The organism is Arthrobacter sp. BB-1 (assembly GCF_006151685.1).
Classification (GTDB): Bacteria; Actinomycetota; Actinomycetes; order Actinomycetales; family Micrococcaceae; genus Arthrobacter.
This window is the reverse complement of the sequence record NZ_VDEV01000019.1, coordinates 22,284-43,762: the sequence shown is the minus strand read 5'-3', so window position 1 is coordinate 43,762 and position 21,479 is coordinate 22,284. Positions and strand designations below refer to the sequence as shown.

Genomic DNA, 21,479 nt, shown 5'->3' with positions numbered 1-21,479 from the left:
CAACAAGGAAGAGATACGAACTTTGAGCAGCCACTACGACGTCCTTGGAGTCTCACCGGAGGCCACGGGAGAAGAGATCAAGAAGGCCTACCGCAAACTGGCGCGCACCCTCCACCCGGACGTCAACCCGGGTGAGGACGCGTCGGACCGCTTCAAGGCCGTGACCCACGCCTACGAGGTTCTCTCTGACCCGCAGAAGCGCCGCGTCTATGACACCACCGGCAACGAAAACGGCACGGACAACGGCTTCGGCGGAGGCGGATACGCCGGCCAGGGCTTCGCGTTCCAGGACATTTTCGACACCTTCTTCGGTGCCGGCGGAAGCACCGGCCCGGCTTCCCGCGTCAGGCGCGGCCAGGACGCCCTCATCAGTGTCCGCATTGAACTGCGTGACGCTGTTTTCGGCGTCAATAAGAAACTGGAAGTGGACACAGCCGTTATGTGCCCCACCTGCGACGGTTCGTGCTGCCAGCCGGGAACCCACCCGGAACGCTGCGACATCTGCGGCGGCAGCGGCCAGGTCCAGCGCGCAGTCCGGTCCATCCTGGGACAGGTCATGACCGCCGCCCCGTGCGGAACCTGCGAAGGCTTCGGCACCGTCATCAAGGACCCCTGCAACGAGTGCAGCGGCCAAGGACGCATCCGCAGCCGTCGTTCACTGACCATCAAGGTTCCAGCCGGCGTGGCCACCGGAACCCGCATCCAGCTCTCGGGCCAGGGCGAAGCAGGTCCTGCCGGCGGCCCTGCCGGCGACCTCTACGTCGAGATCCGCGTAAACAACGACGCCACGTATGTCCGGGACAACGACGACCTCCACGCAACCCTGCACATTCCCATGACGGCGGCAGCCCTGGGTACCGAAGTGAGCCTGGAAACGTTCGACGGGCCGCAGGAAATCGACGTCAAGCCCGGCACCCAGTCCGGCGAGATCATCACCCTTCGCGGACTTGGCGTGACCCACCTCCGCGGTTACGGGCGCGGCGACCTGAAAGTGCACCTCCAGGTCGAAACCCCCGCGAAACTCGACCCTGCACAGGAGGACCTCCTGCGGCAGCTTGCCAAACTCCGCGGTGAGCAGATCACCGAAGGAAAGCTTGCGGCCAGCGGAGGCATGTTCGCCAAGCTCCGGGACCGGCTCGGTAACCTGTAGCGGTGAGCAACCCGGTCTTTTTCACCCCTCCCGGTTCCCTTGACCAGATGGTGGCGGGGGAGGTCTTTGTCCTTGAAGGGCCCGAGGCGCGGCACGCCGTCACGGTGAAGCGGATCGCCCCCGGCGAGCCCGTTGACATCGTGGACGGCGCCGGGACCCGCATGAGCGGAAAGGTGCTGGCGGCATCCCCGTCCGGGCTGGATGTTGAGTGCGCCTCCCTGTCCGTCGAGCCGCAGCCAGGCACCAGGCTGGTGCTGGTGCAGGCACTGGCCAAAGGCGACAGGGACGAACTTGCCATTGAGACGGCAACAGAGCTGGGGATCGACGCCGTTATACCCTGGCAGTCCGAGCGGTCCATCGTCAGGTGGAAAGGCGACCGGGCGGCGAAAGCCCACGCCAAATGGCAGTCCGTGGTCACGGCGGCAGCCAAGCAGGCCCGCCGCGCATGGATTCCCGAGGTACGGCCCGCCGTCGACACGGCCGCGCTGGCCGGCCTCGTGGAGACGGCTCAGCTTGCCATAATCCTGCATGAGGACGCGGTCAGGCCCCTGCGGACCGTGCTGGAAGCATGGCAGGGCGGCGGAAACGGGACGGAACCGCGGGAAGTGCTCCTGCTTGTTGGACCGGAAGGCGGCATCAGTCCCCGGGAAGTCACCCGCCTCTGCGGCAAAGGTGCCGTCACGGCGCTGCTGGGCCCCCATGTGCTGCGCTCATCCACTGCCGGGCCCGCCGCCGTCGTGCTCGCCAGCGACGTCCTGGGACGATGGGCGGCCCCTGGCGCCGCACCTGCCGGTTGAGCAGGCAGCGGAGCTGCAGGGTGCGGGCTAGCGGACCTTGAAGGCCCGCGAGTCCTCGTTCTGATCCGGCTGCCCGCTGGCGCCGGCCTGGGCAACGCGCAGCTCGTAGTCGCCCGCAGGGAGCGTGAGGGCCAGCGTAAAGAGCCCTCCCTGTCCCGGTTCGGCAGAGGCCGTTGTTTCTCCGGTGAGGAAGGGCGCCTTGGTGCCGCCCGCCTCCATCCGCTGGATCTGCCAGCGCAACTTGCTGCCGGCAAGCGTGCTGCGGCCGGTGATCTTCACGCTTCCGCCGGCGATTTCCACATTTTCCTGCGGATCGATGACCCAGACGGGCGCCACCATGCCCGCGGCCCTCGTCATCGGGTCGCCCAGCTGGACGTGGCCGAAAGCAACGTAGTCTGTGTGCCCGTCCACCAGGATCCGCACGCGGATCTGCTGCCCGGAATCGATGAGCCCGGAGCTGGCCGCAGCGGCCGTGGCCGTGTAGACCAGCTGCTGGACGGCACGGGCCGCCATGTCGGCGTCGAGGTTGCTGTTGAACGCGTCCTCGGACACGTCCACCGTGATGACGTCCTTGCCGGAAATCGAGGTGGCCAGCTCGCTGGGGTTCTGCCACGGGGTGAAGAAGTCGGGGTCAAGCGGCTTATCCTGCATCATCGCCCGCAGGGCACGGGTCACGGGGTTCTCCTGCTCCGGCACGTCCCTGAACTCACGGTAGAGGAACACGCTGCTGCCGGTGCGGCCAATCCAGTACACCGGCGCCTTGTTGGAGGACTGCGTGGTTTCGAGCGGTGCGCTGGTGGACGGCGCAGTGCCGGTGGCAGCAGGGCCGGAATTCAGGAGCCCGCTCGGTGAAGGATTCGGCTCGGCGAGGCACCCCGCCAGGAGCGGTGTCACTGCCAGAACAGCCGCGAGGACCGCAGGGCGGACACGGCCCTGTCGTCGTCCTGCCCTCAGGGGCGCAGCAGATTCCGGCACGTTTGTTTGCCCGTCCTTTCACGAATGGGCCGCTTCCCCGGGCGGCGGTACTCCAGCAATGAATCTGGATTTCCAGCATGGCACAGGGCATCGAACAGAATGGCCGTGCCGGCGCCACTGGAGCCAACTGCAACAGGAACGATATGAGGCCGATATGAAGTTGATACCTAATGACGCAACCTCCTGTACCGGACGGCGTGTTCACGCTTGTCCTTGTAGTGGGACAATCCGGTGTCGACGCCGTACTGGCGTAAGATGGAGGGACCGCTTGGGCAAGGCGCACCGGATGCGGTGACCGGCCCGGCGGTGGACATTTATTTTCGGACTTTGAGGGGATCACGGGCCTGCGGGCCATCACCATGACTGAATCAGCGAATGGAAAGCGCCGGCTCAACACGGGCGAAGGCGCCGCAGGGGAATTTCCCCACTCTCTCCCCGGCAGCCGTACCGAAGTTGTTGTTTTCGACAACTCCGACCAGATGGTCCAGTCACTGGGCAGCCACGATGAGGCGCTGCGCTTCATCGAGGAACAGTTCCCGCACGTCAATTTCCATGTCCGCGGCAACGAGCTCTCCATCACCGGTCCTGCCAGCGACGTGCCCCGCATCATGCGGCTCCTCCACGAGGTCCGCGGCCTGGTGGCCCGTGGAACCGTCATCAGTCCGGCCGTCCTGCAGCAGCTCGTGGCCCTCCTGCGTACCCAGTCACTGCAAAACCCCGTGGACGTGCTGACGCACGACATCCTGTCCAGCCGCGGGAAGACGATCCGGCCTAAGACGCTGAACCAGAAGACCTACGTTGACGCCATCGACGACAACACCGTGATTTTCGGCATCGGCCCGGCCGGAACCGGCAAGACCTACCTGGCCATGGCCAAGGCAGTGCAGGCGCTTCAGCAGAAGGAGGTCAGCCGGATCATCCTGACGCGTCCGGCAGTTGAGGCGGGGGAGCGGCTGGGATTCCTGCCGGGAACCCTGAGCGACAAGATCGATCCCTACCTCCGCCCGCTTTACGACGCGCTGCACGACATGATGGACCCGGAGTCCATTCCCAGGCTGATGGCGGCCGGCACCATAGAAGTGGCTCCCCTGGCCTACATGCGCGGACGGACGCTCAATGACGCCTTCATCATCCTTGACGAGGCGCAGAACACCACGCCCGAGCAGATGAAGATGTTCCTGACTCGGCTTGGCTTTGGCTCCAAGATGGTGGTCACCGGTGACGTCACCCAGGTGGACCTGCCTTTCGGCACCCGTTCCGGGCTCCGCATTGTCGAGGAGATCCTGCAGGGCATCGAAGGCGTCAGTTTTTCCGTGCTGGACGCAGCTGATGTTGTCCGGCACCGGCTGGTGGGGGATATTGTCAATGCCTACAGCATCTGGGATGACGCACAGCGCAGCCGGGTGAAGCATTCGGCGGGCGCCGGCAAGCGGGGGGAACACGCATGAGCATCGAGGTGAACAATGAGTCCGGCGTCCAGGTGGATGAAGCTGAACTCGTGGCGTTGTCCCGGTACATATTCGAACAGCTCTACATCCATCCGCAAGCTGAACTGTCCATCCTGCTGGTGGACGAACCTGCCATGGAGAAGCTCCACATTGAGCTGATGGATGAGCCGGGCTCCACAGATGTGCTGTCCGTGCCCATGGACGAGCTGACCCCGGGTACGCCGGACCGGCCCACCCCGCAGGGAATGCTGGGCGACATTGCCATCTGCCCGCAGGTGGCCAAGGTCCAGGCCAAAAACGCCGGCCACCCCCTCCAGGACGAGATGTTGCTGCTGACCACCCACGGGATCCTGCACCTGCTGGGCTACGACCACGCCGAACCCGAGGAAAAGGCCGAAATGTTCGGGCTCCAGCGTGAACTGCTGTCCGGCTTCACCGGCAAAGAAGCGCCTGCCGAGACCACCCAGTGACGCCCCTGCTCCTCGTGGCAATGGCCCTGGTTTTCCTGGCCGTTGCGGCCGTGCTGACCGCGGCGGAGGCCGCATTCAACTTCATTCCGCGCCATGACGCCGAAGAAGCCCTGGTCAAAAGCCGCGGTGGCGCCCTGCGGCGCATCCTCGGCCAGCCGGTGGCCCACATCAGGGCCCTGCGGTTCTGGCGCATCTGGTTCGAAATGGCGTCCGCCGTCGCCGTGTCCGTCCTGCTCTACAGCCTGCTCAGCAATGTCTGGCTTGCGGGCCTGGCGGCAACCGGGATCATGGCCCTGCTGGGCTTTGTCATTGTTGGCGTCTCACCGCGGCAGCTCGGCCGGCTCCACGCAGCTGCTGTTGTCCGCTTCACCGCGCCCATGATCCGTTTCCTCACCTGGGTCCTGGGGCCCATCCCCGGCTGGCTGGTGAGGCTTGGAAGTACCGCGGCCCCGGGAGCGCCCGGCGGTGACGAGGCGTTCTTCAGCGAGCAGGAATTCCGTGAACTCGTGGAGCGCGCCAGCGAGTCGGACATGATCGAGGACACTGAGGCTGAGATGATCCAGTCCGTCTTCGACTTCGGGGACACCCTTGTCCGGGCCGTCATGGTGCCCCGGACAGACATCCTCACCATCGAGGCGGGGTCGAGCCTGCGCCAGGCCATGTCCCTGTTCCTCCGCTCCGGCTATTCCCGGATTCCGGTCATCGGCGACAGCACCGACCATATCCTCGGCATCATCTACCTGAAGGATGTTGCCGCCGTCATCCATGAGCTGGCGCCCAATGAGGAACCGCCGCTGGTGGAGTCGCTCGCCCGCGACGTCCGGTACGTACCGGAGTCCAAACCCGTCAGCGACCTGCTCCGCGAGCTGCAGAAAGAGTCCACGCACGTGGCCATCGTGATCGATGAATACGGCGGAACGGCCGGTCTGGTCACCCTGGAGGACCTGATCGAGGAAATCGTGGGCGAAATCGTGGACGAGTACGACACCGAAAGCGCCGAGGCGGTTGCGTTGGGTGACGGCTCGTACCGGGTCAGCGCACGCATGGGCATCGACGACCTCGGGGAGCTCTTTGACATTGAGCTTGACGACGACGAAGTGGACACCGTCGGCGGCCTCCTCGCCAAGGCCCTGGGCCGCGTTCCCATCGTGGGGAGCTCCGTGGAGGTACACGGCGTGTCCCTCCGGGCCGACCGGCTTGAAGGCCGACGGAACCGCGTCAGCCACATCATTGCGGCGCCGTTGGCAAAAGAAGACACTGACCTTGAAGACCTCTTCGACGAGGCGGAAGCAACCCAGCAGGGAGTCTCACGTGAGCAAGAAAAATAAGGCCGAAAGCCACGACGATTTTGGCGGTTTCCGGGCAGGGTTCTCGATCCTGGTGGGCCGGCCCAACGCGGGCAAGTCCACTTTGACGAACGCGCTGGTGGGCAAGAAAGTGGCTATTACTTCCGCGAAGCCGCAGACGACCCGCCACACCATCCGAGGCATCGTCCACCGCGAGGATGCCCAGCTCATCCTCGTGGATACGCCAGGGCTCCACCGCCCCCGCACCCTTCTCGGGAAGCGCCTCAACGACCTCGTGGCAGACACGCTGGCCGAGGTGGACGCGATTGGCTTCTGCCTGCCGGCCAACGAAAAGATCGGCCCCGGGGACAAATTCATTGCCGCGCAGCTTGCAGCAGTGGGCAGCAAGCCCGTGATTGCCATCGTCACCAAAGCCGACCTCGTGGACCGCCAGGCCCTGACCGAACAGCTCCTGGCTGTTGCGGCCCTCGGCCGGGAGGTGATGGGGGAGGACGGCTGGAAGGATATCGTTCCCGTTTCTGCCACCGACGGCTTCCAGGTGGGCACCGTGGCGGACGTCCTGATCAGCCACATGCCGCCGTCGCCCCCGCTGTACCCGGACGGTGAGCTGACGGACGAGCCCGAGGCTGTCATGGTCGCCGAACTGATCCGGGAGGCGGCGCTGGAAGGCGTCCGCGATGAACTGCCCCACTCGCTCGCTGTTGTGGTGGAGGAAATTGTTCCCCGCGAAGACCGGCCGGAAGACAGCCCGCTGCTGGACGTGCGGGTCAACCTGTACGTTGAACGTCCCTCGCAGAAGGCCATCATCATCGGCAAGGGCGGCAGCCGGCTGCGCGAAGTTGGCACCAATGCCCGCAAGGGCATCGAGGCGCTCCTCGGCACGCGGATCTATCTTGACCTTCACGTGAAGGTGGCGAAGGACTGGCAGCGGGACCCGAAACAGCTGGTAAAGCTGGGCTTCTGAGCCGCGACAGCCGTGCCGGCGCAGACCGCCCGGCATTTTCCCAGCCTGGGCCACTAAAATGGGCCGGATTTGGTTTTTAGAGGAAGGTTCACCACGTGGGGCTAGGCCGCGATAGACGCGACAACGGATTCGACGGGCCCGCAGGGCCCGGACCCGTATCCCGACATGCCGAGGACGGAGCCGCCGGCGCGGCCCGCCATCTTGGGCCCGTCAGCCGCATGCCGGTGTGGCTCAAGGTGGTCACAGCCGTCCTCTCAGTGGCCATTGTCGGCGGCCTCGTGTTTGCCGGCTTCTGGTTCCTGCGCCTGCAGGGCAATATTTCCAAAGCCCCCCTGAATGCAGGCGGCGGCAGCACCGATTCGGTGAGTGACGCCTCCGGACGGATGCAGATCCTTATTCTCGGTTCGGACACGCGTGACGGGAAGAACTCCGGCTACGGCACCGCGGATGACTCTAACGGATACGGCAAGTCCGATGTCATGATGCTGATGGACATCTCCGAGGACAACAAACGCGTCAGCGTCATCAGCTTCCCGCGGGACCTGCTGGTTGACATCCCGCAGTGCAAGGACACAAAAACCAACCAGGTCTATCCTGCCCGCAGCGGCGTGATGATCAACGAAGCCATGGCGGAAGCGGGCATTGGCTGCGCCGTGGATACGGTCAACAAGCTCACCGGCCTGGAGGTTGACCACTTCATGATGGCCGACTTCAACGCGGTGAAGGAACTGTCCAACGCGGTCGGGGGAGTCGAGGTGTGCATCAGCGACGCCGTCTACGATCCTGACTCCCGCCTCCGGCTGCCCGCCGGAACCTCCGCGGTCCAGGGCGAAATGGCCCTCGCGTTCCTGCGCACCCGGCACGCTTTTGCCGACGGCGGCGACCTCGGCCGCATCAAGGCGCAGCAAGGCTTCCTGTCGTCCCTGACCCGCAAGATCAAGGACGACGGAACGCTTTCGGATCCCGGCAAGATGCTGAAGATCGCCGACGTCGTCACCCAAAACCTGACCGTCGATGAAGGACTCGCCTCGGTGCCAAGCCTGCTCACCATCGGGACCCGGCTCAAGGACATCGACATCAGCAAAGTGGCGTTCGTGGCTGTCCCCACTGCGCCGGCAGTGATGGATCCCAACAGGCTCCAGATTGCTGAGCCCGCCGGTTCCCAGCTCTTCTCCGCCCTGCGCCAGGACGTCGACCTGACCGATCCCACCGCGCCGTCGCCGGCGCCTTCCGAAACATCGGCGCCCCCCACCACGGCCCCCACGGAAACCGCGCCTGCGCTCCCGCCCTACGACAAAGCCCTGCAACCGGTCACTGTGGCCAACGGCAGCGGCGTCCCGGGCCGTGCGCAGGAAATTGTCCAGGCACTGAGCTCCGGCGGATTTACGCAGGCCGGCCAGTTCGAGGCGACGGCGGTGGCGCAGTCGGTGGTCTACTACGGCGCGGATTTCGCGGATGTTGCAGCGGATGTTGCGGCGATGTTGGGCATCCCGGCCGCACAGATGCTGCCTGCGCCGAACATTGCGGGGGTCCAGGTGTACCTCGGTACCGACTTCACCGCCGGCACTACGTACGGGGCGGCCGTACTGCCCGAGGACATCGTTAACCAGACAGCAAAAGACGCTTCCTGCCAGCAGGCCAACCCGGCCCTTGTCGTCGGGGATTAGCAGGCAGGCTTAACGTCGATGGGGCCCGCCGGAGGGCGGGCCCCATCCCGCGCTGCTACCAGATGCTGACGCGTTCCCCGGGAGGCATCCACATGCCGTCCTGCTCGGAAACATCGAATGCTTCGTGGAAGGCGTCGAGGTTCCTGGCAATGGCATTGGTGCGGAACTCGTTGGGGGAGTGGGGGTCCGTCGCGAGGCGGCGGATAGCTTCCTCCTGCCTGATGACCTGCCGCCATCCGGCGGCCCAGGAGGCAAAAAAGCGCTGCTCCCCGGTCAGGCCGTCCAGGACCTCCGGCTCCTTACCGTCAAGGCTGATCTGATACGCCTTGTAGGCGATCGCCAGCCCGGCCAGGTCGCCGATATTTTCGCCAAGAGTGAGCCGGCCGTTGACGTTGTGTCCCGGCGCCGCGGAGGGTGACAGGGCATCGTACTGGGCCACGAGTTTGGCGGTGAGCTTTTCGAAAGCTTGCCGGTCCTCATCCGTCCACCAGTTCCGCAGCGTTCCGCCGCCGTCGAACTGGGATCCCTGGTCGTCAAAACCATGGCCGATCTCGTGCCCGATGACGGCCCCGATGCCGCCGTAGTTCACGGCGTCGTCCGCGTCGGCGGTGAAGAACGGAGGCTGCAGGATCGCTGCCGGGAACACGATTTCGTTCATCATGGGGTGGTAGTACGCGTTGACCGTCTGCGGTGTCATGAGCCACTTGTTGCGGTCCACCGGCTTGCCCACCTCGTCAAGGTGCCGGTCGACGTCGGCATTGTGTGCACGCTCCACGTTGCCCAGGAGGTCAGCCGGATCGATCTCCACGGCTGAGTAGTCAATCCATTCCTCCGGGTAGCCGATCTTCGCCCGGAAGCCCTCCAGTTTCCGAAGCGCCTCCGCCTTCGTGGCCTCTCCCATCCAGCCCACTGCGGTGATGCTCTGCCGGTAGGCCTCAATCAGGTTGGCAACAAGCGCCTGCATGCGGGCCTTGTGCGTCTCGGGGAAGTGGCGGGCCACGTAGATCTGTCCCACGGCTTCGCCCAGTGCCGCTTCGACGACGGCGACGCCGCGCTTCCAACGGTCCTTGTTCCGCGGGGTGCCGCTGATGGTGGTCCCGTAGAACGCGAAGTTGGCATCCACGAACGACGACGACAGGTAGGGGGCCGCGGCGCTCACCACCCGCATGGCGAGCCATTCCTGCCAGTGGGCCAGGGGCTCGGATTCGAGGAGCGCCGCGGCGCCCTCGAAGAACGGCGGGGTGCTCACCACGATTTCCTGCCGTTTGGCCTCGTCGATCCCGGCGGCTTCGAACCAGGTGGTGAGCAGCGGGAACAGGGCGGACGCTTCGTCCGCCGTCTTGAGGTTGTAGGTTTTCTGCGGGTCCCGCAGGGTGACATTGTCCCAGTGGTGGGATGCGAGCTTGGTCTCCAGCTCCACAACCCGCCCTGCGGCGGCACCGGCGTCGGCCACGCCCGCCAGTTCGAGCATGGTTTTTACATGCGCTTGGTACGCAGTGACCATCGGTGCGAACTTCTCTTCCCGGTAGTACGACTCGTCGGGAAGTCCGAGGCCGCCCTGGCCGGTGTACAAAAGAATCCGGTCGGGGTTGCCGGCGTCCGGCGCGGGGTAGATGTAGAAGAGCCCGCCAACGTCGGCCCGGAAGAGCCGCCCTGCCAGGGACACGAGCTCTGCCACGGAGGTCGTGGCGAACACGGCCGCCAGCCTCTGCCGGATCGGTTCAAGGCCCTTGGCCTCCACAGAGGCCTCATCCATGAAGCTGTTGTAAAGGTCCCCGATCTTCCGCTCGATTCCGCTGGCGGCCCCACCCTTGGCTGCCGCTTCTTCAATGATGTCCCGGACCGCGATCTCCGAACCGTCCCGGAGGGCCGTGAAGGTGCCCTCCAGGGGGCGGTCGTCAGGGATTTCCGTGGCCTTCAGCCAGGCACCGTTGACGTGCTGGTACAGGTCATCCTGCGGCCGGACCGTGTGGTCGATGGTGGACAGGTCGATCCCGGATATGGGCACTGAAACTCCTTTGATGAAGGGCCGCGCCCGGTCGAATACCCGGAGGCGTCTGCATGGTGGACTTTACGGACGGTAGTGCCCTTTCATCTTACGCACGCGTGTTACCCTCAAAAGGTGCGTGCAGAGCTCCTTCTCCTTAGCTGCCGCGGCGAGGCCTCAGACGCGATCTAGCGCAAGGCCCACCCTCGCTGCGGAGTTTGTGTTGCCCGGCCACCCTTTCAACGAAGAACCACAGAAAAGGCCCCGATAGTAATGCGAAACGCACAGAAGCCCTCAGGAATGCCTGCCCACCGCTACACGCCTTTCCAGGACCAGATCAAGGTTGAGCTGCCGGACCGCACCTGGCCGGACAAGGTCATTACCAAAGCCCCCCGCTGGTGCGCGGTGGACCTGCGTGACGGCAACCAGGCCCTGATCGATCCCATGAGCCCCGCCCGCAAAATGAAGATGTTCGATCTCCTGGTGCGGATGGGCTACAAGGAGATCGAGGTAGGCTTCCCCTCGGCCTCCCAGACGGACTTCGACTTTGTCCGCCAGCTCATTGAAGGCAACCACATCCCGGACGACGTCACCATCCAGGTCCTCACCCAGGCCCGCGAGCACCTGATCGAGCGAACCTACGAATCGCTGGTGGGCGCCAAGCAGGCCATCGTGCACCTGTACAACTCCACCTCCGTCCTGCAGCGCCGGGTGGTCTTCAACCAGGACGAGGACGGCATCCTGGACATCGCCCTGCAGGGTGCGCGGCTGTGCAAGAAGTACGAGGAAACCCTCGCGGACACCCACGTGACCTATGAGTACTCCCCGGAGTCGTTTACGGGCACGGAGCTGGAATACGCCGTGCGCGTCTGCAACGCCGTGGCGGATGTTTTTGAGGCCTCCGCCGACCGCCAGGTCATCATTAACCTGCCCGCAACGGTGGAGATGGCCACCCCCAACGTGTACGCCGACTCCATTGAGTGGATGAGCCGCCACCTGCACCCGCGCGAAGGCATCATCCTCTCGCTGCACCCGCACAACGACCGCGGCACGGGTGTGGCGGCCGCGGAACTGGGCTACATGGCCGGCGCCGACCGCATCGAGGGCTGCCTGTTCGGCAACGGTGAACGGACCGGCAATGTTGACCTGGTGACGCTGGGCCTTAACCTGTTTGTCCAGGGCATCGACCCCATGATCGACTTCTCCAACATCGACGACGTCCGCCGGACCGTGGAGTACTGCAACCAGCTCCCCGTCCCCGAGCGGTCACCCTACGGCGGCGACCTCGTCTTCACGGCGTTCTCCGGCTCGCACCAGGACGCCATCAAGAAGGGCTTCGAGGCGCTGGAGCGGGACGCAGCGGCTGCCGGCAAGGCCGTCGAAGACTTCACCTGGCAGGTGCCCTACCTGCCCGTGGACCCCAAGGACCTGGGCCGCAGCTACGAGGCCGTTATCCGGGTCAACTCGCAGTCCGGCAAGGGCGGCGTGGCCTACCTCCTCAAGAACGAGCACAGCCTGGACCTGCCGCGCCGCGCCCAGATCGAATTCTCCGGCGTCATCCAGAAGCGGACGGACACGGTGGGCGGCGAAGTAAGCGGCGCCCAGCTGTGGCAGGTCTTCCAGGACGAGTACCTGCCGTCCGGGAAGGCCGACGGGCAGTGGGGCCGCTATTCCCTCGGCGCTGTGAAGACGGAAACGGATGACGACGGCGGCATGACGCTTCACGCCTCGCTCACCGTGGACGGCGTGCAGGTCCAGCGGACCGGCACCGGCAACGGCCCCATCGCCGCACTGCTGAGCATCCTGCGCGAAGACGGCGTGGACGTCCGGGTGCTCGACTACAGCGAACACGCCCTCTCCGAAGGCGGCAACGCCATGGCGGCCGCCTACGTCGAATGCGCCGTGGGGGAGCGTGTCCTGTGGGGTGTGGGCATCGACGCCAACACCAGCATGTCTTCACTGAAGGCAGTCATTTCAGCCGTGAACCGCGCCATCCGGGACGCCCGGGCCTAGACAGCGCACCCTTGTGCCGCCGGGACCCGCCGGCGGCACAAGGGCGCCCCGCCCCCGTGGCGGCGGAATTGTGCCCGCAAAGGATGGGAAGATAAGGCGTGGCCCAACACTCTTTCGCCTCCCGCGCATACCGCGACGACGCCGTCGTACTGCGCACCCACAAGCTGGGCGAGGCGGACCGGATCATCACACTCCTGACCAAGCACCACGGACAGGTACGTGCCGTTGCCAAGGGGGTCCGGCGCACCAGCAGCCGTTTCGGCGCGCGCCTTGAGCCCTTTATGGTGGCGGACCTGCAGCTTGTGTCCGGGAAGACTCTGGACATCGTTACCCAGGCCGTGGCCAAGGGTGCTTACGGCGGGAACATCGCCGCGGACTACGGGCGGTACACGGTGGCCGCTGCCATGACGGAGACCGCTGAAAAGCTGACGGACGTGGACGGCGAGGCGGGGACAGCGCAGTACAACCTGCTGGTGGGCGCGCTGGCGTCCCTCAGCAGGGACGAACATGCCGCCGGACTGATCCTTGATTCCTACCTTCTGCGGGCCCTGGCCACCGGCGGCTGGGCCCCGAGCTTCACGGACTGCGCCCGCTGCGGGGCTGCCGGCCCCCACACCGCCTTCTCCGCCCCGCTGGGAGGAATGGTCTGCAGCGGATGCAGGCCCCCTGGCTCGCCGGCTCCGGCGCCGGAAACCGTGGTCCTCCTGGCGGCACTGCTGACGGGCGACTGGACGACAGCGGACGGTTCCCTTCCCGTGCACCGGAAAGAAGCTGCCGGCCTGGTGGCCGCCTACCTGCAATGGCATCTTGAACGAGTCCTGAAGTCCCTCAAACATGTGGAGCGAAGCTGACAGTGGCCCTCGGCAAAAAGAACCCCGCGTCCCGTAAGCGCACCCACCCGGTGGTTGCCCCCTACCCGCATCCCTCCGGTGCAGTGGCACCCGCCATCCCCGCAGAGTTCATTCCCCGCCACGTGGCGATCGTGATGGACGGCAACGGGCGCTGGGCCAACCAGCGCGGACTGCCCCGGATTGAAGGGCACAAGGCAGGGGAGCCGGCGCTGCTGGATGTCATGGCTGGGGCCATTGAACTGGGTATCGAGTATGTCAGCGTGTATGCCTTTTCCACGGAGAACTGGCGCCGGTCGCCGGAGGAAGTGCGCTTCCTGATGGGATTTAACAAGGATGTGCTGCGCCGGCAGAGGAACCAGCTGGATGAATGGGGCGTGCGCGTCCGCTGGTCCGGCCGCAGGCCCCGGCTGTGGGGCTCGGTCATTCGGGAGCTTGAAGAGGCCGAGGAGTACACGGCCGGCAACAGCACGTGCACGTTGACCATGTGTGTTAATTACGGCGGCCGGGCTGAGATTACCGACGCCGTTTCGGCCATCGCCGCCGAGGTCGCCGCCGGCAGGCTGAAGCCGGGTGCCATCACGGAGAAGACCATCCAGAAGCACCTTGACGAGCCGGACCTGCCGGACGTCGACCTGTTCCTCCGCAGCTCGGGCGAGCAGCGGCTGTCCAACTTCCTGCTGTGGCAGTCCGCATACGCGGAGTTCGTCTTTATGGACACCCTGTGGCCGGACGTCGACCGCCGGACGCTGTGGGCGGCAGTGGAGGAGTATGCCCAGCGGGACCGCCGGTACGGCGGAGCAGTGGATGCTGCCGCGCCGGCGGCCCCTAGTCCGGATAGCCCCTAAGCCACGCTGCCAGGTCCCGGTATGCTTCCTCCCGCACACCGCGGCGGGACAGGAAGACGTCGTGGATCGCACCGGGGTAACGGAAAACCGCCACCCGCCGGCCTAGGCGCAGCGCACGGTTCGCGGTTTCCTCCACATCAATGACGGCGTCCGCCGCCATCAGCTCAGCTGACCAGTCGACCTGTATGTGGGTCCGGTCCGACAGCATGACCAGCGCCGGGGCCTTGATGTCCAGCCTCCGCTCCACGGCGGCGTGGCCGGCAAGGACCGCCTTCGCCCAGCCAGCCCGGATGGGAAATGATGCCTTGGGCCGCCACAGGGGGTCGAGGTGCCACTCCCCGTGGGCCTCACTGCTGACGCTCTGCCAGTAGCCGGGCATCTCGGGAAGCCACAACGGACGGCGGGGGTCGGCCCTGGACAGCGGGTCCACCAGGTGCATGGCGATTGTGCGGATGATGCTGCTGCCCTGCAGCTCCAGCCAGGGGGCGTTCAAAATCAGGGTGCCCAACGCTTCAGGGTGCCGGTCCGCCCACAGCGCGGCGATCAGTCCGCCCAGGGAATGGGCCAGCAGATGAACCGTGGGCTCAACGTCCGGCCCCAATTCTTCCGCGAGGTCTTCCCTGATGGCGCTAATCGCCGCGGCCAGGTCCTCGTCGTAAACGGCCAGGTCATCAGTAAAGCCCGGCGTTTGCCAGGGGCGCAGGCTGCGGCCGAATTTCCGCAGGTCCACGGCGTAGAAGGGGAACCCGGCGTCGGTCAGGTACTCCGCGGCTTCCGCCTGGAGGAAGTAGTCCGCCCAGCCGTGGACATACAGGACCACGTTGACGGCCGCCCGTTGTCCCGCCGTCCCCTGCCGTGGCGCGTGCTGTGCGCAACGGACAAGCGTTGCGCACACTTCACCCTCGTCATCGGGCTCCAGCGCCAGCAAACGCTGCTTAAAACGCGGCCCCAGGAAATCGGCAAACCACAGGGCGGTGGTTGTTTCCGGGCCTGTGTGCCCGCCGTTCATCCGCTCTTCCAACTTTCGGACCGCCCGGGCTCCTCGTCCCCATAGGCCCTGAGCCAGCGTGCCAGCCGGGCGTAGGCATCCGCACGCACCGCGGCGGGGGAGAGGAACACGTCATGAAGGGCACCGCCTATCCGTTCAACGGTCACCGTACGGCCAAGTGTAAGGGCACGGGCGGCAATGATGTTGACGTCCAGTACGGCATCCGTCCGCCGCATCTCTTCAGACCAGAAGAGGCCGTTGGCGCTGCCGCTGGACAGCAGGACAAGGATGGGAACATCAATGTTAAGTCCCCGGGCCACCTTGGAGTGCCCGGCCAGCACCGCATTGAGCCAGCCTGCCCGGACGGGAAACGCCATAGGGGGACGGTACCGGTCATCCAGCGTCCATTCACCGTCCGCCGAACTGCTGATCGTCCGCCAGTAGAACCCACGCTCCGGAAGCCGAAGCACGGCTTCAGGCCGGAACCGCGCAACAGGCCCCACCATCCTGGACGCCGCACGCCGTACCAGGGAGCTTCCATGCATTTCCAGCCACGGGCTGTTCAGAACCAGCCGGGATACCCTGCCAGGGTGCCGGCTGGCCCACAGCGCCGCCACCAGCCCTCCTGTTGAATGGCCCATAAGGGTCAGTGAGGGGGCGGCGCCGTCCTGGCCGATCAGCCGGAACGCGGCTTCGATTTCAGCGTCATAATCCGTGAGGTCCGCGACGTACCCGCCCGGGAAGTCAGGACGCAGGCTCCTGCCGTGGTTGTGCATGTCCAGTGCGTAAAAGTCATAACCCGCCGTGGACCAGAAGCGGGCAAGGTCCACGTTGAAGAAATAGTCGCTCCAGCCATGCAGGAACAGGACGGCCCTGCGGCGGCCCGGGGATTGGGGCAACTTCCTGGGTGCGGGGCGGAACCGGACCAGGGTGGCCGTGCGCTCCACACCGTCCGGCCCCGTGGCGCGGAAGGCATGCGACTCGAAGTCAGCGCCCAGGATGTCCTGCTGCCATTCCATGGGCTTATGCTAATCCGCCGCCGGTTTCCGCCGCCTCATTTTGGTCTGGGCCGTCCAAGACGGAAAACTAGGGGCATGCGCGTTTATCCCACATTCTTCAGGCTGGCCTTTTCATGGATGGACGCCGAGCGCGCCCACAAGATCGGATTCACGGGCATCAGGCTGGCGCATCGCTCCGGGGCGGGGAAATTCCTGGCGAAGCTGACAGCTCCCGCGCCGTCCCTCCAGACCACCGCTTTTGGAATAACCTTTCCTTCACCGTTCGGGCTTGCTGCCGGGTTCGACAAGGAAGGCCACGGAATCGAGGCGCTGACGGAGCTTGGCTTCGGCCACGTGGAAGTAGGTACCATCACCGGCCAGCCCCAGCCCGGCAACGAGAAACCGCGGCTCTTCCGGCTGGTGGAGGACCGGGCGGTCATCAACCGGATGGGATTCAACAATGACGGCGCAACGGCCGTGGCCCCGCGGCTCAAGGCCGCACGTGCAGCCCTCCAGCGGCGGCACCCGGGCGTTCGGCCCGTTATCGGCGTCAATATCGGCAAGACTAAAACGGTGGACCTGGCCGACGCCGTGGAGGATTACCTCGTCAGTGCCCGCAGCCTTGCACCGGCTGCGGACTACCTGGTGGTCAACGTAAGTTCCCCCAACACCCCAGGCCTCCGGCTGCTGCAGGATGTGGAGTCGCTGCGGCCGCTGCTTACGGCTGTGGGTGCAGAAGCGGACAGGGCAGCAGGGCGCCACGTACCCCTGCTTGTGAAGATCGCCCCGGACCTCAGCGATGAAGATATCGACGACGTCGCACGGCTGGCGCTGGACCTCAAGCTGGACGGCATTATCGCCACCAACACCACCATCGCCAGGACCCGCCTGGCCTCACCGGCGGAAGAGGTGGAAAAGTGCGGCGCCGGAGGACTTTCGGGCGCACCGCTGAAGCAGCGTTCCCTTGAGGTGCTGCGGCGGCTAAAGCAGGTCACCGGTGACGCCCTCACCCTGGTGGCCGTCGGCGGCGTCGAAACAGCGCAGGATGTCCAGGACAGGCTCGACGCCGGGGCGACCCTCGTCCAGGGTTACACGGCTTTCCTTTATGAAGGACCGTTCTGGGCTGCCCGGATCAACCGCGAACTGGCCAAGGGCCGCCGCTCCTAAGCCCCTCAAAAGGTGAAAAAACCCCGGCGGAAACCCGCCGGGGTTTTTATTGTCTGTTGGAGCGTGCCGCAGTGGGCTCAGGCCGGGTACTGGCCGCGCTTGACCTGGGGCTTGGGGAGGCGGAGCTTGCGGAACTGCAGGGAACGCATGGATCCGTACCAAACAGTTCCGCGCTCAACCTCGCCGAATTTCGCAGTGAGCCGCTTACGGAGCTGGCGGGACAGGATGAACACGTCCACGAAGACGGCCAGGAACATCACCCAGAAGCCGCCGAGGACGTAGATCATCATGTCACTGGACGCCGGGACCACCAAGGACACCAGGACGAAGACGAGGGCGCCGAACATCAAGTACTCACCGAGGCTGAAGCGGGCGTCCACATAGTCGCGGGCAAACCGTTTCTGCGGACCCTTGTCGCGCAGCGGCAGGAACCTTTCGTCACCGGTGTCCAGCGCCTGGCGCATCTTAAGCCGCTGGTCCTGGACTGCCTGGCGCTCGGCTGCCTTGGAGGCTTTCCGGTCCTCCGGGACCAGTGGCCGCCTGCGGGCCGCTTCCTGTGCTTTACGCGTGGGAGTCGGAGCCCCCTTGCCGGCCAATCCCTCTGGCCGCGCCGGCTCTGCAGCCTGTTGGTCTACTGTTTGCTGCGCCGAGGGCGCTTCCTTTTTACGTCCGAACACCAGAACAGAATACCTTGCGGCGGGGAACGGACGTCATGCCGAAGCCAGGCGTTGCCTGAAGCAGGTGATGTGACGCGGGTAATGTTTTGCCATGACTTCATCGCCGACGGCAACGCCGCACAACCACAGTGCCCTTCCATCCCCGGGCCTTGCAGGACACGGCTGGACGGAAGACCTCCGTACCGCCATTGACCGCTCCTTTGACCAGACCCTGGCCAGGCTCAAAGAACTGGTCGCCATCCCCGGCATCGCCTGGCCAAGCTTCGACCGGGCCCCGCTGGAACGCAGCGCCGAAGCCGTGGCGGAACTGCTCCGCGGCGTGGGTCTCGGGAACGTCCGGATCCTCAGCTGCGACAAGCCTGACGGCACTCCCGGAGGCCCCGCCGTCGTCGCCCAACGGCCTGCTGCTGACGGCAAGCCCACGATCCTCCTCTACGCCCACCACGACGTCCAGCCCACAGGGGACCGAAGCCTGTGGCAGACCGAACCTTTCACCGCTGTCGAGAAGGACGGACGGCTGTACGGCCGGGGCGCGGCGGACGATAAAGCCGGCATCATGGCGCACATAGCCGCCTACGCGGCGGTCACGGAAGTTCTTGGCAGTTCGCTGGGCCTCGGCGTCACCTTCTTCTTCGAGGGCGAGGAAGAAGCCGGCTCACCGACTTTCCGCCCGTTCCTGGAAGCAAACCGGGAACTGCTCCGCGCCGACGTGATCGTCGTCGCCGATTCCAGCAACTGGAAGGTGGGGGTGCCGGCGCTGACCACCAGCCTGCGGGGACTCGTGGACGGAACCATCGAAGTCCAGGTCCTTGGCCACGCCGTCCACTCCGGCATGTATGGGGGACCGGTGCTGGATGCGCCCACGCTCCTGTCGCGCCTCATTGCCACCCTGCACGACGACGAAGGAAATGTCGCGATCGAGGGGCTGGTGGCGCGGGATACAGCCACCGTGGACCTTTCCGAGGAGGACTACCGGACAGACGCATCAGTGCTCGACGGCGTCCGGCTGGCAGGGCCGGGCAGCATCGCCTCCCGGTTGTGGACCAATCCGGCCCTCTCCATCATCGGATTCGACGCTCCCTCGGTGGACGCGGCCTCGAACACCCTGCTGCCCCGCGCGCGGGCGAAGTTCAGCCTGCGCCTGGCTCCCGGCCAGGTCCCGGAGGAAGCAATGGAGGCCGTCCGCCGCCATGTGGAGGCGAACGCACCGTTCGGCGCCAAGGTGACCTTCACGCCGGGGGAGAGCGGCAACCCGTTCCTGACCGACACGTCATCGCCGGCGGCAACATTGGCCATGTGGGCGCTGGGCGAGGCCTGGGGGGTCACGGCCGTTGAAACCGGGATCGGCGGATCCATTCCCTTTATTGCCGACCTCACGGAACTGTATCCGGACGTGCAGATCCTGGTGACCGGCGTGGAGGATCCGGACTCCCGGGCACACAGTGCCAACGAGTCCTTGCACCTTGGCGACTTCCGCAAGGCCATCCTTGCCGAGGCCCTGCTCCTGGCCCGGATTAACCACCAGGGACTCTGAGGCAGCGGCACCGGTTGGGGCCCTGTGCACGACCGTCCCGGGGAACAACCCGGGACCTTCCATGGTTACGTTCAGGAGTTAGAGCTACACCTCCGCCCCGCGTAGCATGTAGCTATAGCCCATACCGAAACCGTAGGGGCAGGCGCCGCCAGCGCGGCGCCGCCAGACCGTCCTAAGAAGGTAGGCCAAATGAGCACCGCAACCAATGAGAACAGCACCGGTACCACCAGCACGGCCAGTGACGAACTGCCCGTCCACGAGGTCAAGCTGACCGACGTCGCCGCAGGCAAGGTACGCAGCCTTCTCGAGCAGGAAGGCCGTACGGATCTGCGCCTCCGGGTTGCAGTGCAGCCCGGCGGCTGCTCCGGACTGATCTACCAGCTCTACTTCGATGAGCGGCTCCTGGACGGAGACGCAGTCCGCGACTACGACGGCGTCGAAGTTGTCGTCGACAAGATGAGCGTTCCGTACCTCAGCGGCGCCAGCATCGACTTCGAGGACACCATCTCCAAGCAGGGCTTCACCATCGACAACCCGAACGCCGGCGGCTCCTGCGCGTGCGGCGATTCGTTCCACTAAGCCGGTTATTTCGCCCGATGCCGGCGCCGGATCTCCTGCCGAAAATATCGGTACGGAGGCACGGCGCCGACATGTGGGCGAAACGCCCGGCGGAGCGGTAAGCTCTACACCGAGTAGTAAAACTTTTAGTGTGCCCGGGGCGGCCAAGGCTGCCCGGACAACAGCAACAAGTAGGAAGGGCCGTCTGTGAGTTCGCAGAACCGAACCGGCAGCCGACGCAAAACGATCACAACGATCTCAAGCTTGGCAATTGCCGGCGCGTTGGTTTTGACCGGATGTTCGCCAGAGGTAGAGAAAGGGTGGCTGCCCACTGAACGTGGCACCACCAGCAACACCGACCGCATCATGGACCTCTGGGTCAACTCATGGATTGCCGCCCTGGTTGTGGGCATCATTACCTGGGGACTGATCGTGTGGTGCCTTGTTGCATACCGCCGCCGGAAGGGAACCGTCGGGTTCCCGCGGCAGACCAGCTTCAACCTGCCCCTTGAAGTCTTCTACCTGACCATCCCCCTGTTCATGGTCGTGGTGTTCTTCTACTTCACCGACCGTGACCAGCAGGCGATTGACAACCGCTCCCAGCCAGCCGACGTCGTTGTTGACGTCCGCGGCAAGCAGTGGGCATGGGACTTCAACTACAAGGCCGGCGACGTCATCCAGGAGGACGTCCACGAGGCCGGGGTTCAGGCGCACCTCACGGGCAACACCATCGACAAGGAAAAGCTGCCCACGCTGTACCTGCCGGTCAACAAGTCCGTTGACCTCGAGCTCAACGCACGCGACGTCATCCACTCCTTCTGGGTACCCGCCTTCCTCCAGAAGCGCGACATGATCCCGGGCAAGACCAACTACATCAGGTTCACCCCCACTAAAGAGGGCACCTACGACGGCAAGTGTGCCGAACTTTGCGGCGAGTACCACTCCGAAATGCTGTTCCGCGTGAAGGTGGTGTCGGAATCCGAATTCCAGGCCCACATGAACGATCTGCGCGAAGCGGGCAACACGGGTCTTCTCGGCGTCGAGTACGACCGCAACCCGAACGTGAACGAAATTAAGTAAGGG

At 65.3% G+C, this 21,479-nt stretch carries 19 protein-coding genes; 14 read left to right on the top strand and 5 right to left on the bottom strand.

Going from position 1 to position 21,479, the window contains the following annotated elements; genetic code table 11:
- The first annotated feature begins 22 nt into the window (after nt 1–22).
- Both dnaJ and FHJ30_RS10500 read left to right on the top strand, forming a co-directional pair.
- On the top strand, nt 23–1,150 hold the full coding sequence (dnaJ, locus tag FHJ30_RS10505) for a molecular chaperone DnaJ (protein ID WP_139029238.1): 1,128 nt from the start codon (nt 23–25) through the stop codon (nt 1,148–1,150).
- Between the two features lie 2 nt (nt 1,151–1,152).
- Nucleotides 1,153–1,947, top strand: coding sequence for a 16S rRNA (uracil(1498)-N(3))-methyltransferase (locus FHJ30_RS10500; RefSeq protein WP_139029237.1), 795 nt, complete (start codon nt 1,153–1,155; stop codon nt 1,945–1,947).
- Between the two features lie 27 nt (nt 1,948–1,974).
- Here the strand turns inward: FHJ30_RS10500 and FHJ30_RS10495 are convergent, their stop codons facing one another.
- Nucleotides 1,975–2,922 carry a GerMN domain-containing protein gene (locus FHJ30_RS10495; protein ID WP_139029236.1) on the bottom strand — a complete coding sequence of 316 codons (948 nt, stop codon included), beginning with the start codon at nt 2,920–2,922 and terminating at the stop codon, nt 1,975–1,977.
- A 359-nt stretch (nt 2,923–3,281) separates the two neighbouring features.
- Here FHJ30_RS10495 and FHJ30_RS10490 point away from each other — a divergent pair, with 359 nt between their 5' ends.
- The 5 genes from FHJ30_RS10490 to FHJ30_RS10470 all read left to right on the top strand — a co-directional run bounded on the left by FHJ30_RS10490 (nt 3,282) and on the right by FHJ30_RS10470 (nt 8,778).
- Nucleotides 3,282–4,370, top strand: a complete 1,089-nt coding sequence (locus FHJ30_RS10490) for a PhoH family protein (RefSeq protein ID WP_139029235.1) — start codon at nt 3,282–3,284, stop codon at nt 4,368–4,370.
- Nucleotides 4,367–4,840 carry an rRNA maturation RNase YbeY gene (ybeY, locus tag FHJ30_RS10485; protein ID WP_139029234.1) on the top strand — a complete coding sequence of 158 codons (474 nt, stop codon included), beginning with the start codon at nt 4,367–4,369 and terminating at the stop codon, nt 4,838–4,840. Before FHJ30_RS10490 ends, ybeY begins: the two co-directional genes overlap by 4 nt.
- On the top strand, nt 4,837–6,168 hold the full coding sequence (locus FHJ30_RS10480; RefSeq protein ID WP_139029233.1) for a hemolysin family protein: 1,332 nt from the start codon (nt 4,837–4,839) through the stop codon (nt 6,166–6,168). The genes ybeY and FHJ30_RS10480 overlap by 4 nt, the downstream gene beginning before the upstream one ends.
- Nucleotides 6,152–7,111, top strand: a complete 960-nt coding sequence (era, locus tag FHJ30_RS10475) for a GTPase Era (protein ID WP_139029232.1) — start codon at nt 6,152–6,154, stop codon at nt 7,109–7,111. Before FHJ30_RS10480 ends, era begins: the two co-directional genes overlap by 17 nt.
- Before the next feature lie 218 nt (nt 7,112–7,329).
- Nucleotides 7,330–8,778 carry an LCP family protein gene (locus FHJ30_RS10470; RefSeq protein WP_240793686.1) on the top strand — a complete coding sequence of 483 codons (1,449 nt, stop codon included), beginning with the start codon at nt 7,330–7,332 and terminating at the stop codon, nt 8,776–8,778.
- Nucleotides 8,779–8,833: 55 nt separating this feature from the next.
- Here FHJ30_RS10470 and FHJ30_RS10465 read toward each other — a convergent pair whose 3' ends face one another.
- Nucleotides 8,834–10,786 (bottom strand): M13 family metallopeptidase, encoded by a 1,953-nt coding sequence (locus tag FHJ30_RS10465; RefSeq protein WP_139029230.1) that lies wholly within the window; start codon nt 10,784–10,786, stop codon nt 8,834–8,836.
- Nucleotides 10,787–11,038: 252 nt separating this feature from the next.
- On the opposite strand from FHJ30_RS10465, the gene leuA reads away from it, so the two are divergent.
- The 3 genes from leuA to FHJ30_RS10450 all read left to right on the top strand — a co-directional run bounded on the left by leuA (nt 11,039) and on the right by FHJ30_RS10450 (nt 14,474).
- Nucleotides 11,039–12,778, top strand: a complete 1,740-nt coding sequence (leuA, locus tag FHJ30_RS10460) for a 2-isopropylmalate synthase (protein ID WP_139029229.1) — start codon at nt 11,039–11,041, stop codon at nt 12,776–12,778.
- 98 nt (nt 12,779–12,876) lie between these two features.
- Entirely contained in the window at nt 12,877–13,629 is a 753-nt protein-coding gene (gene recO / locus FHJ30_RS10455) for a DNA repair protein RecO (RefSeq protein ID WP_139029228.1), read from the top strand.
- Nucleotides 13,630–13,631: 2 nt separating this feature from the next.
- Nucleotides 13,632–14,474 carry an isoprenyl transferase gene (locus FHJ30_RS10450; protein ID WP_139029227.1) on the top strand — a complete coding sequence of 281 codons (843 nt, stop codon included), beginning with the start codon at nt 13,632–13,634 and terminating at the stop codon, nt 14,472–14,474.
- Here the strand turns inward: FHJ30_RS10450 and FHJ30_RS10445 are convergent.
- Together FHJ30_RS10445 and FHJ30_RS10440 are read right to left on the bottom strand one after the other, a co-directional pair.
- Entirely contained in the window at nt 14,455–15,483 is a 1,029-nt protein-coding gene (locus tag FHJ30_RS10445) for an alpha/beta hydrolase (RefSeq protein WP_139029226.1), read from the bottom strand. The genes FHJ30_RS10450 and FHJ30_RS10445 overlap by 20 nt on opposite strands.
- Nucleotides 15,480–16,481 (bottom strand): alpha/beta hydrolase, encoded by a 1,002-nt coding sequence (locus FHJ30_RS10440; protein ID WP_139029225.1) that lies wholly within the window; start codon nt 16,479–16,481, stop codon nt 15,480–15,482. Before FHJ30_RS10440 ends, FHJ30_RS10445 begins: the two co-directional genes overlap by 4 nt.
- A 75-nt stretch (nt 16,482–16,556) precedes the next feature.
- On the opposite strand from FHJ30_RS10440, the gene FHJ30_RS10435 reads away from it, so the two are divergent.
- Nucleotides 16,557–17,627, top strand: a complete 1,071-nt coding sequence (locus FHJ30_RS10435) for a quinone-dependent dihydroorotate dehydrogenase (protein WP_139029224.1) — start codon at nt 16,557–16,559, stop codon at nt 17,625–17,627.
- A 77-nt stretch (nt 17,628–17,704) separates the two neighbouring features.
- Here the strand turns inward: FHJ30_RS10435 and FHJ30_RS10430 are convergent, their stop codons facing one another.
- Nucleotides 17,705–18,304 (bottom strand): DUF3043 domain-containing protein, encoded by a 600-nt coding sequence (locus FHJ30_RS10430; RefSeq protein WP_139029223.1) that lies wholly within the window; start codon nt 18,302–18,304, stop codon nt 17,705–17,707.
- Between the two features lie 91 nt (nt 18,305–18,395).
- Here FHJ30_RS10430 and FHJ30_RS10425 point away from each other — a divergent pair, with 91 nt between their 5' ends.
- The 3 genes from FHJ30_RS10425 to coxB all read left to right on the top strand — a co-directional run bounded on the left by FHJ30_RS10425 (nt 18,396) and on the right by coxB (nt 21,476).
- On the top strand, nt 18,396–19,838 hold the full coding sequence (locus FHJ30_RS10425) for a dipeptidase (RefSeq protein ID WP_139029222.1): 1,443 nt from the start codon (nt 18,396–18,398) through the stop codon (nt 19,836–19,838).
- Between the two features lie 189 nt (nt 19,839–20,027).
- Nucleotides 20,028–20,417 (top strand): iron-sulfur cluster assembly accessory protein, encoded by a 390-nt coding sequence (locus tag FHJ30_RS10420; RefSeq protein ID WP_066275924.1) that lies wholly within the window; start codon nt 20,028–20,030, stop codon nt 20,415–20,417.
- Nucleotides 20,418–20,603: 186 nt separating this feature from the next.
- Complete coding sequence (gene coxB / locus FHJ30_RS10415; protein ID WP_139029221.1) at nt 20,604–21,476, top strand: cytochrome c oxidase subunit II; 873 nt, start codon at nt 20,604–20,606, stop codon at nt 21,474–21,476.
- Nucleotides 21,477–21,479: the final 3 nt, after the last annotated feature.

Bases quoted from the DNA above. Each gene is read 5' to 3' on its own strand.
- FHJ30_RS10420 (WP_066275924.1), top strand. From the start codon at position 20,028: ATGAGCACCGCAACCAATGAGAACAGCACCGGTACCACCAGCACGGCC.
- FHJ30_RS10435 (WP_139029224.1), top strand. From the start codon at position 16,557: ATGCGCGTTTATCCCACATTCTTCAGGCTGGCCTTTTCATGGATGGAC.
- FHJ30_RS10440 (WP_139029225.1), bottom strand. From the start codon at position 16,481: ATGGAATGGCAGCAGGACATCCTGGGCGCTGACTTCGAGTCGCATGCC.
- FHJ30_RS10445 (WP_139029226.1), bottom strand. From the start codon at position 15,483: ATGAACGGCGGGCACACAGGCCCGGAAACAACCACCGCCCTGTGGTTT.
- FHJ30_RS10425 (WP_139029222.1), top strand. From the start codon at position 18,396: ATGACTTCATCGCCGACGGCAACGCCGCACAACCACAGTGCCCTTCCA.
- FHJ30_RS10490 (WP_139029235.1), top strand. From the start codon at position 3,282: ATGACTGAATCAGCGAATGGAAAGCGCCGGCTCAACACGGGCGAAGGC.
- ybeY (WP_139029234.1), top strand. From the start codon at position 4,367: ATGAGCATCGAGGTGAACAATGAGTCCGGCGTCCAGGTGGATGAAGCT.
- FHJ30_RS10470 (WP_240793686.1), top strand. From the start codon at position 7,330: ATGCCGGTGTGGCTCAAGGTGGTCACAGCCGTCCTCTCAGTGGCCATT.
- leuA (WP_139029229.1), top strand. From the start codon at position 11,039: ATGCGAAACGCACAGAAGCCCTCAGGAATGCCTGCCCACCGCTACACG.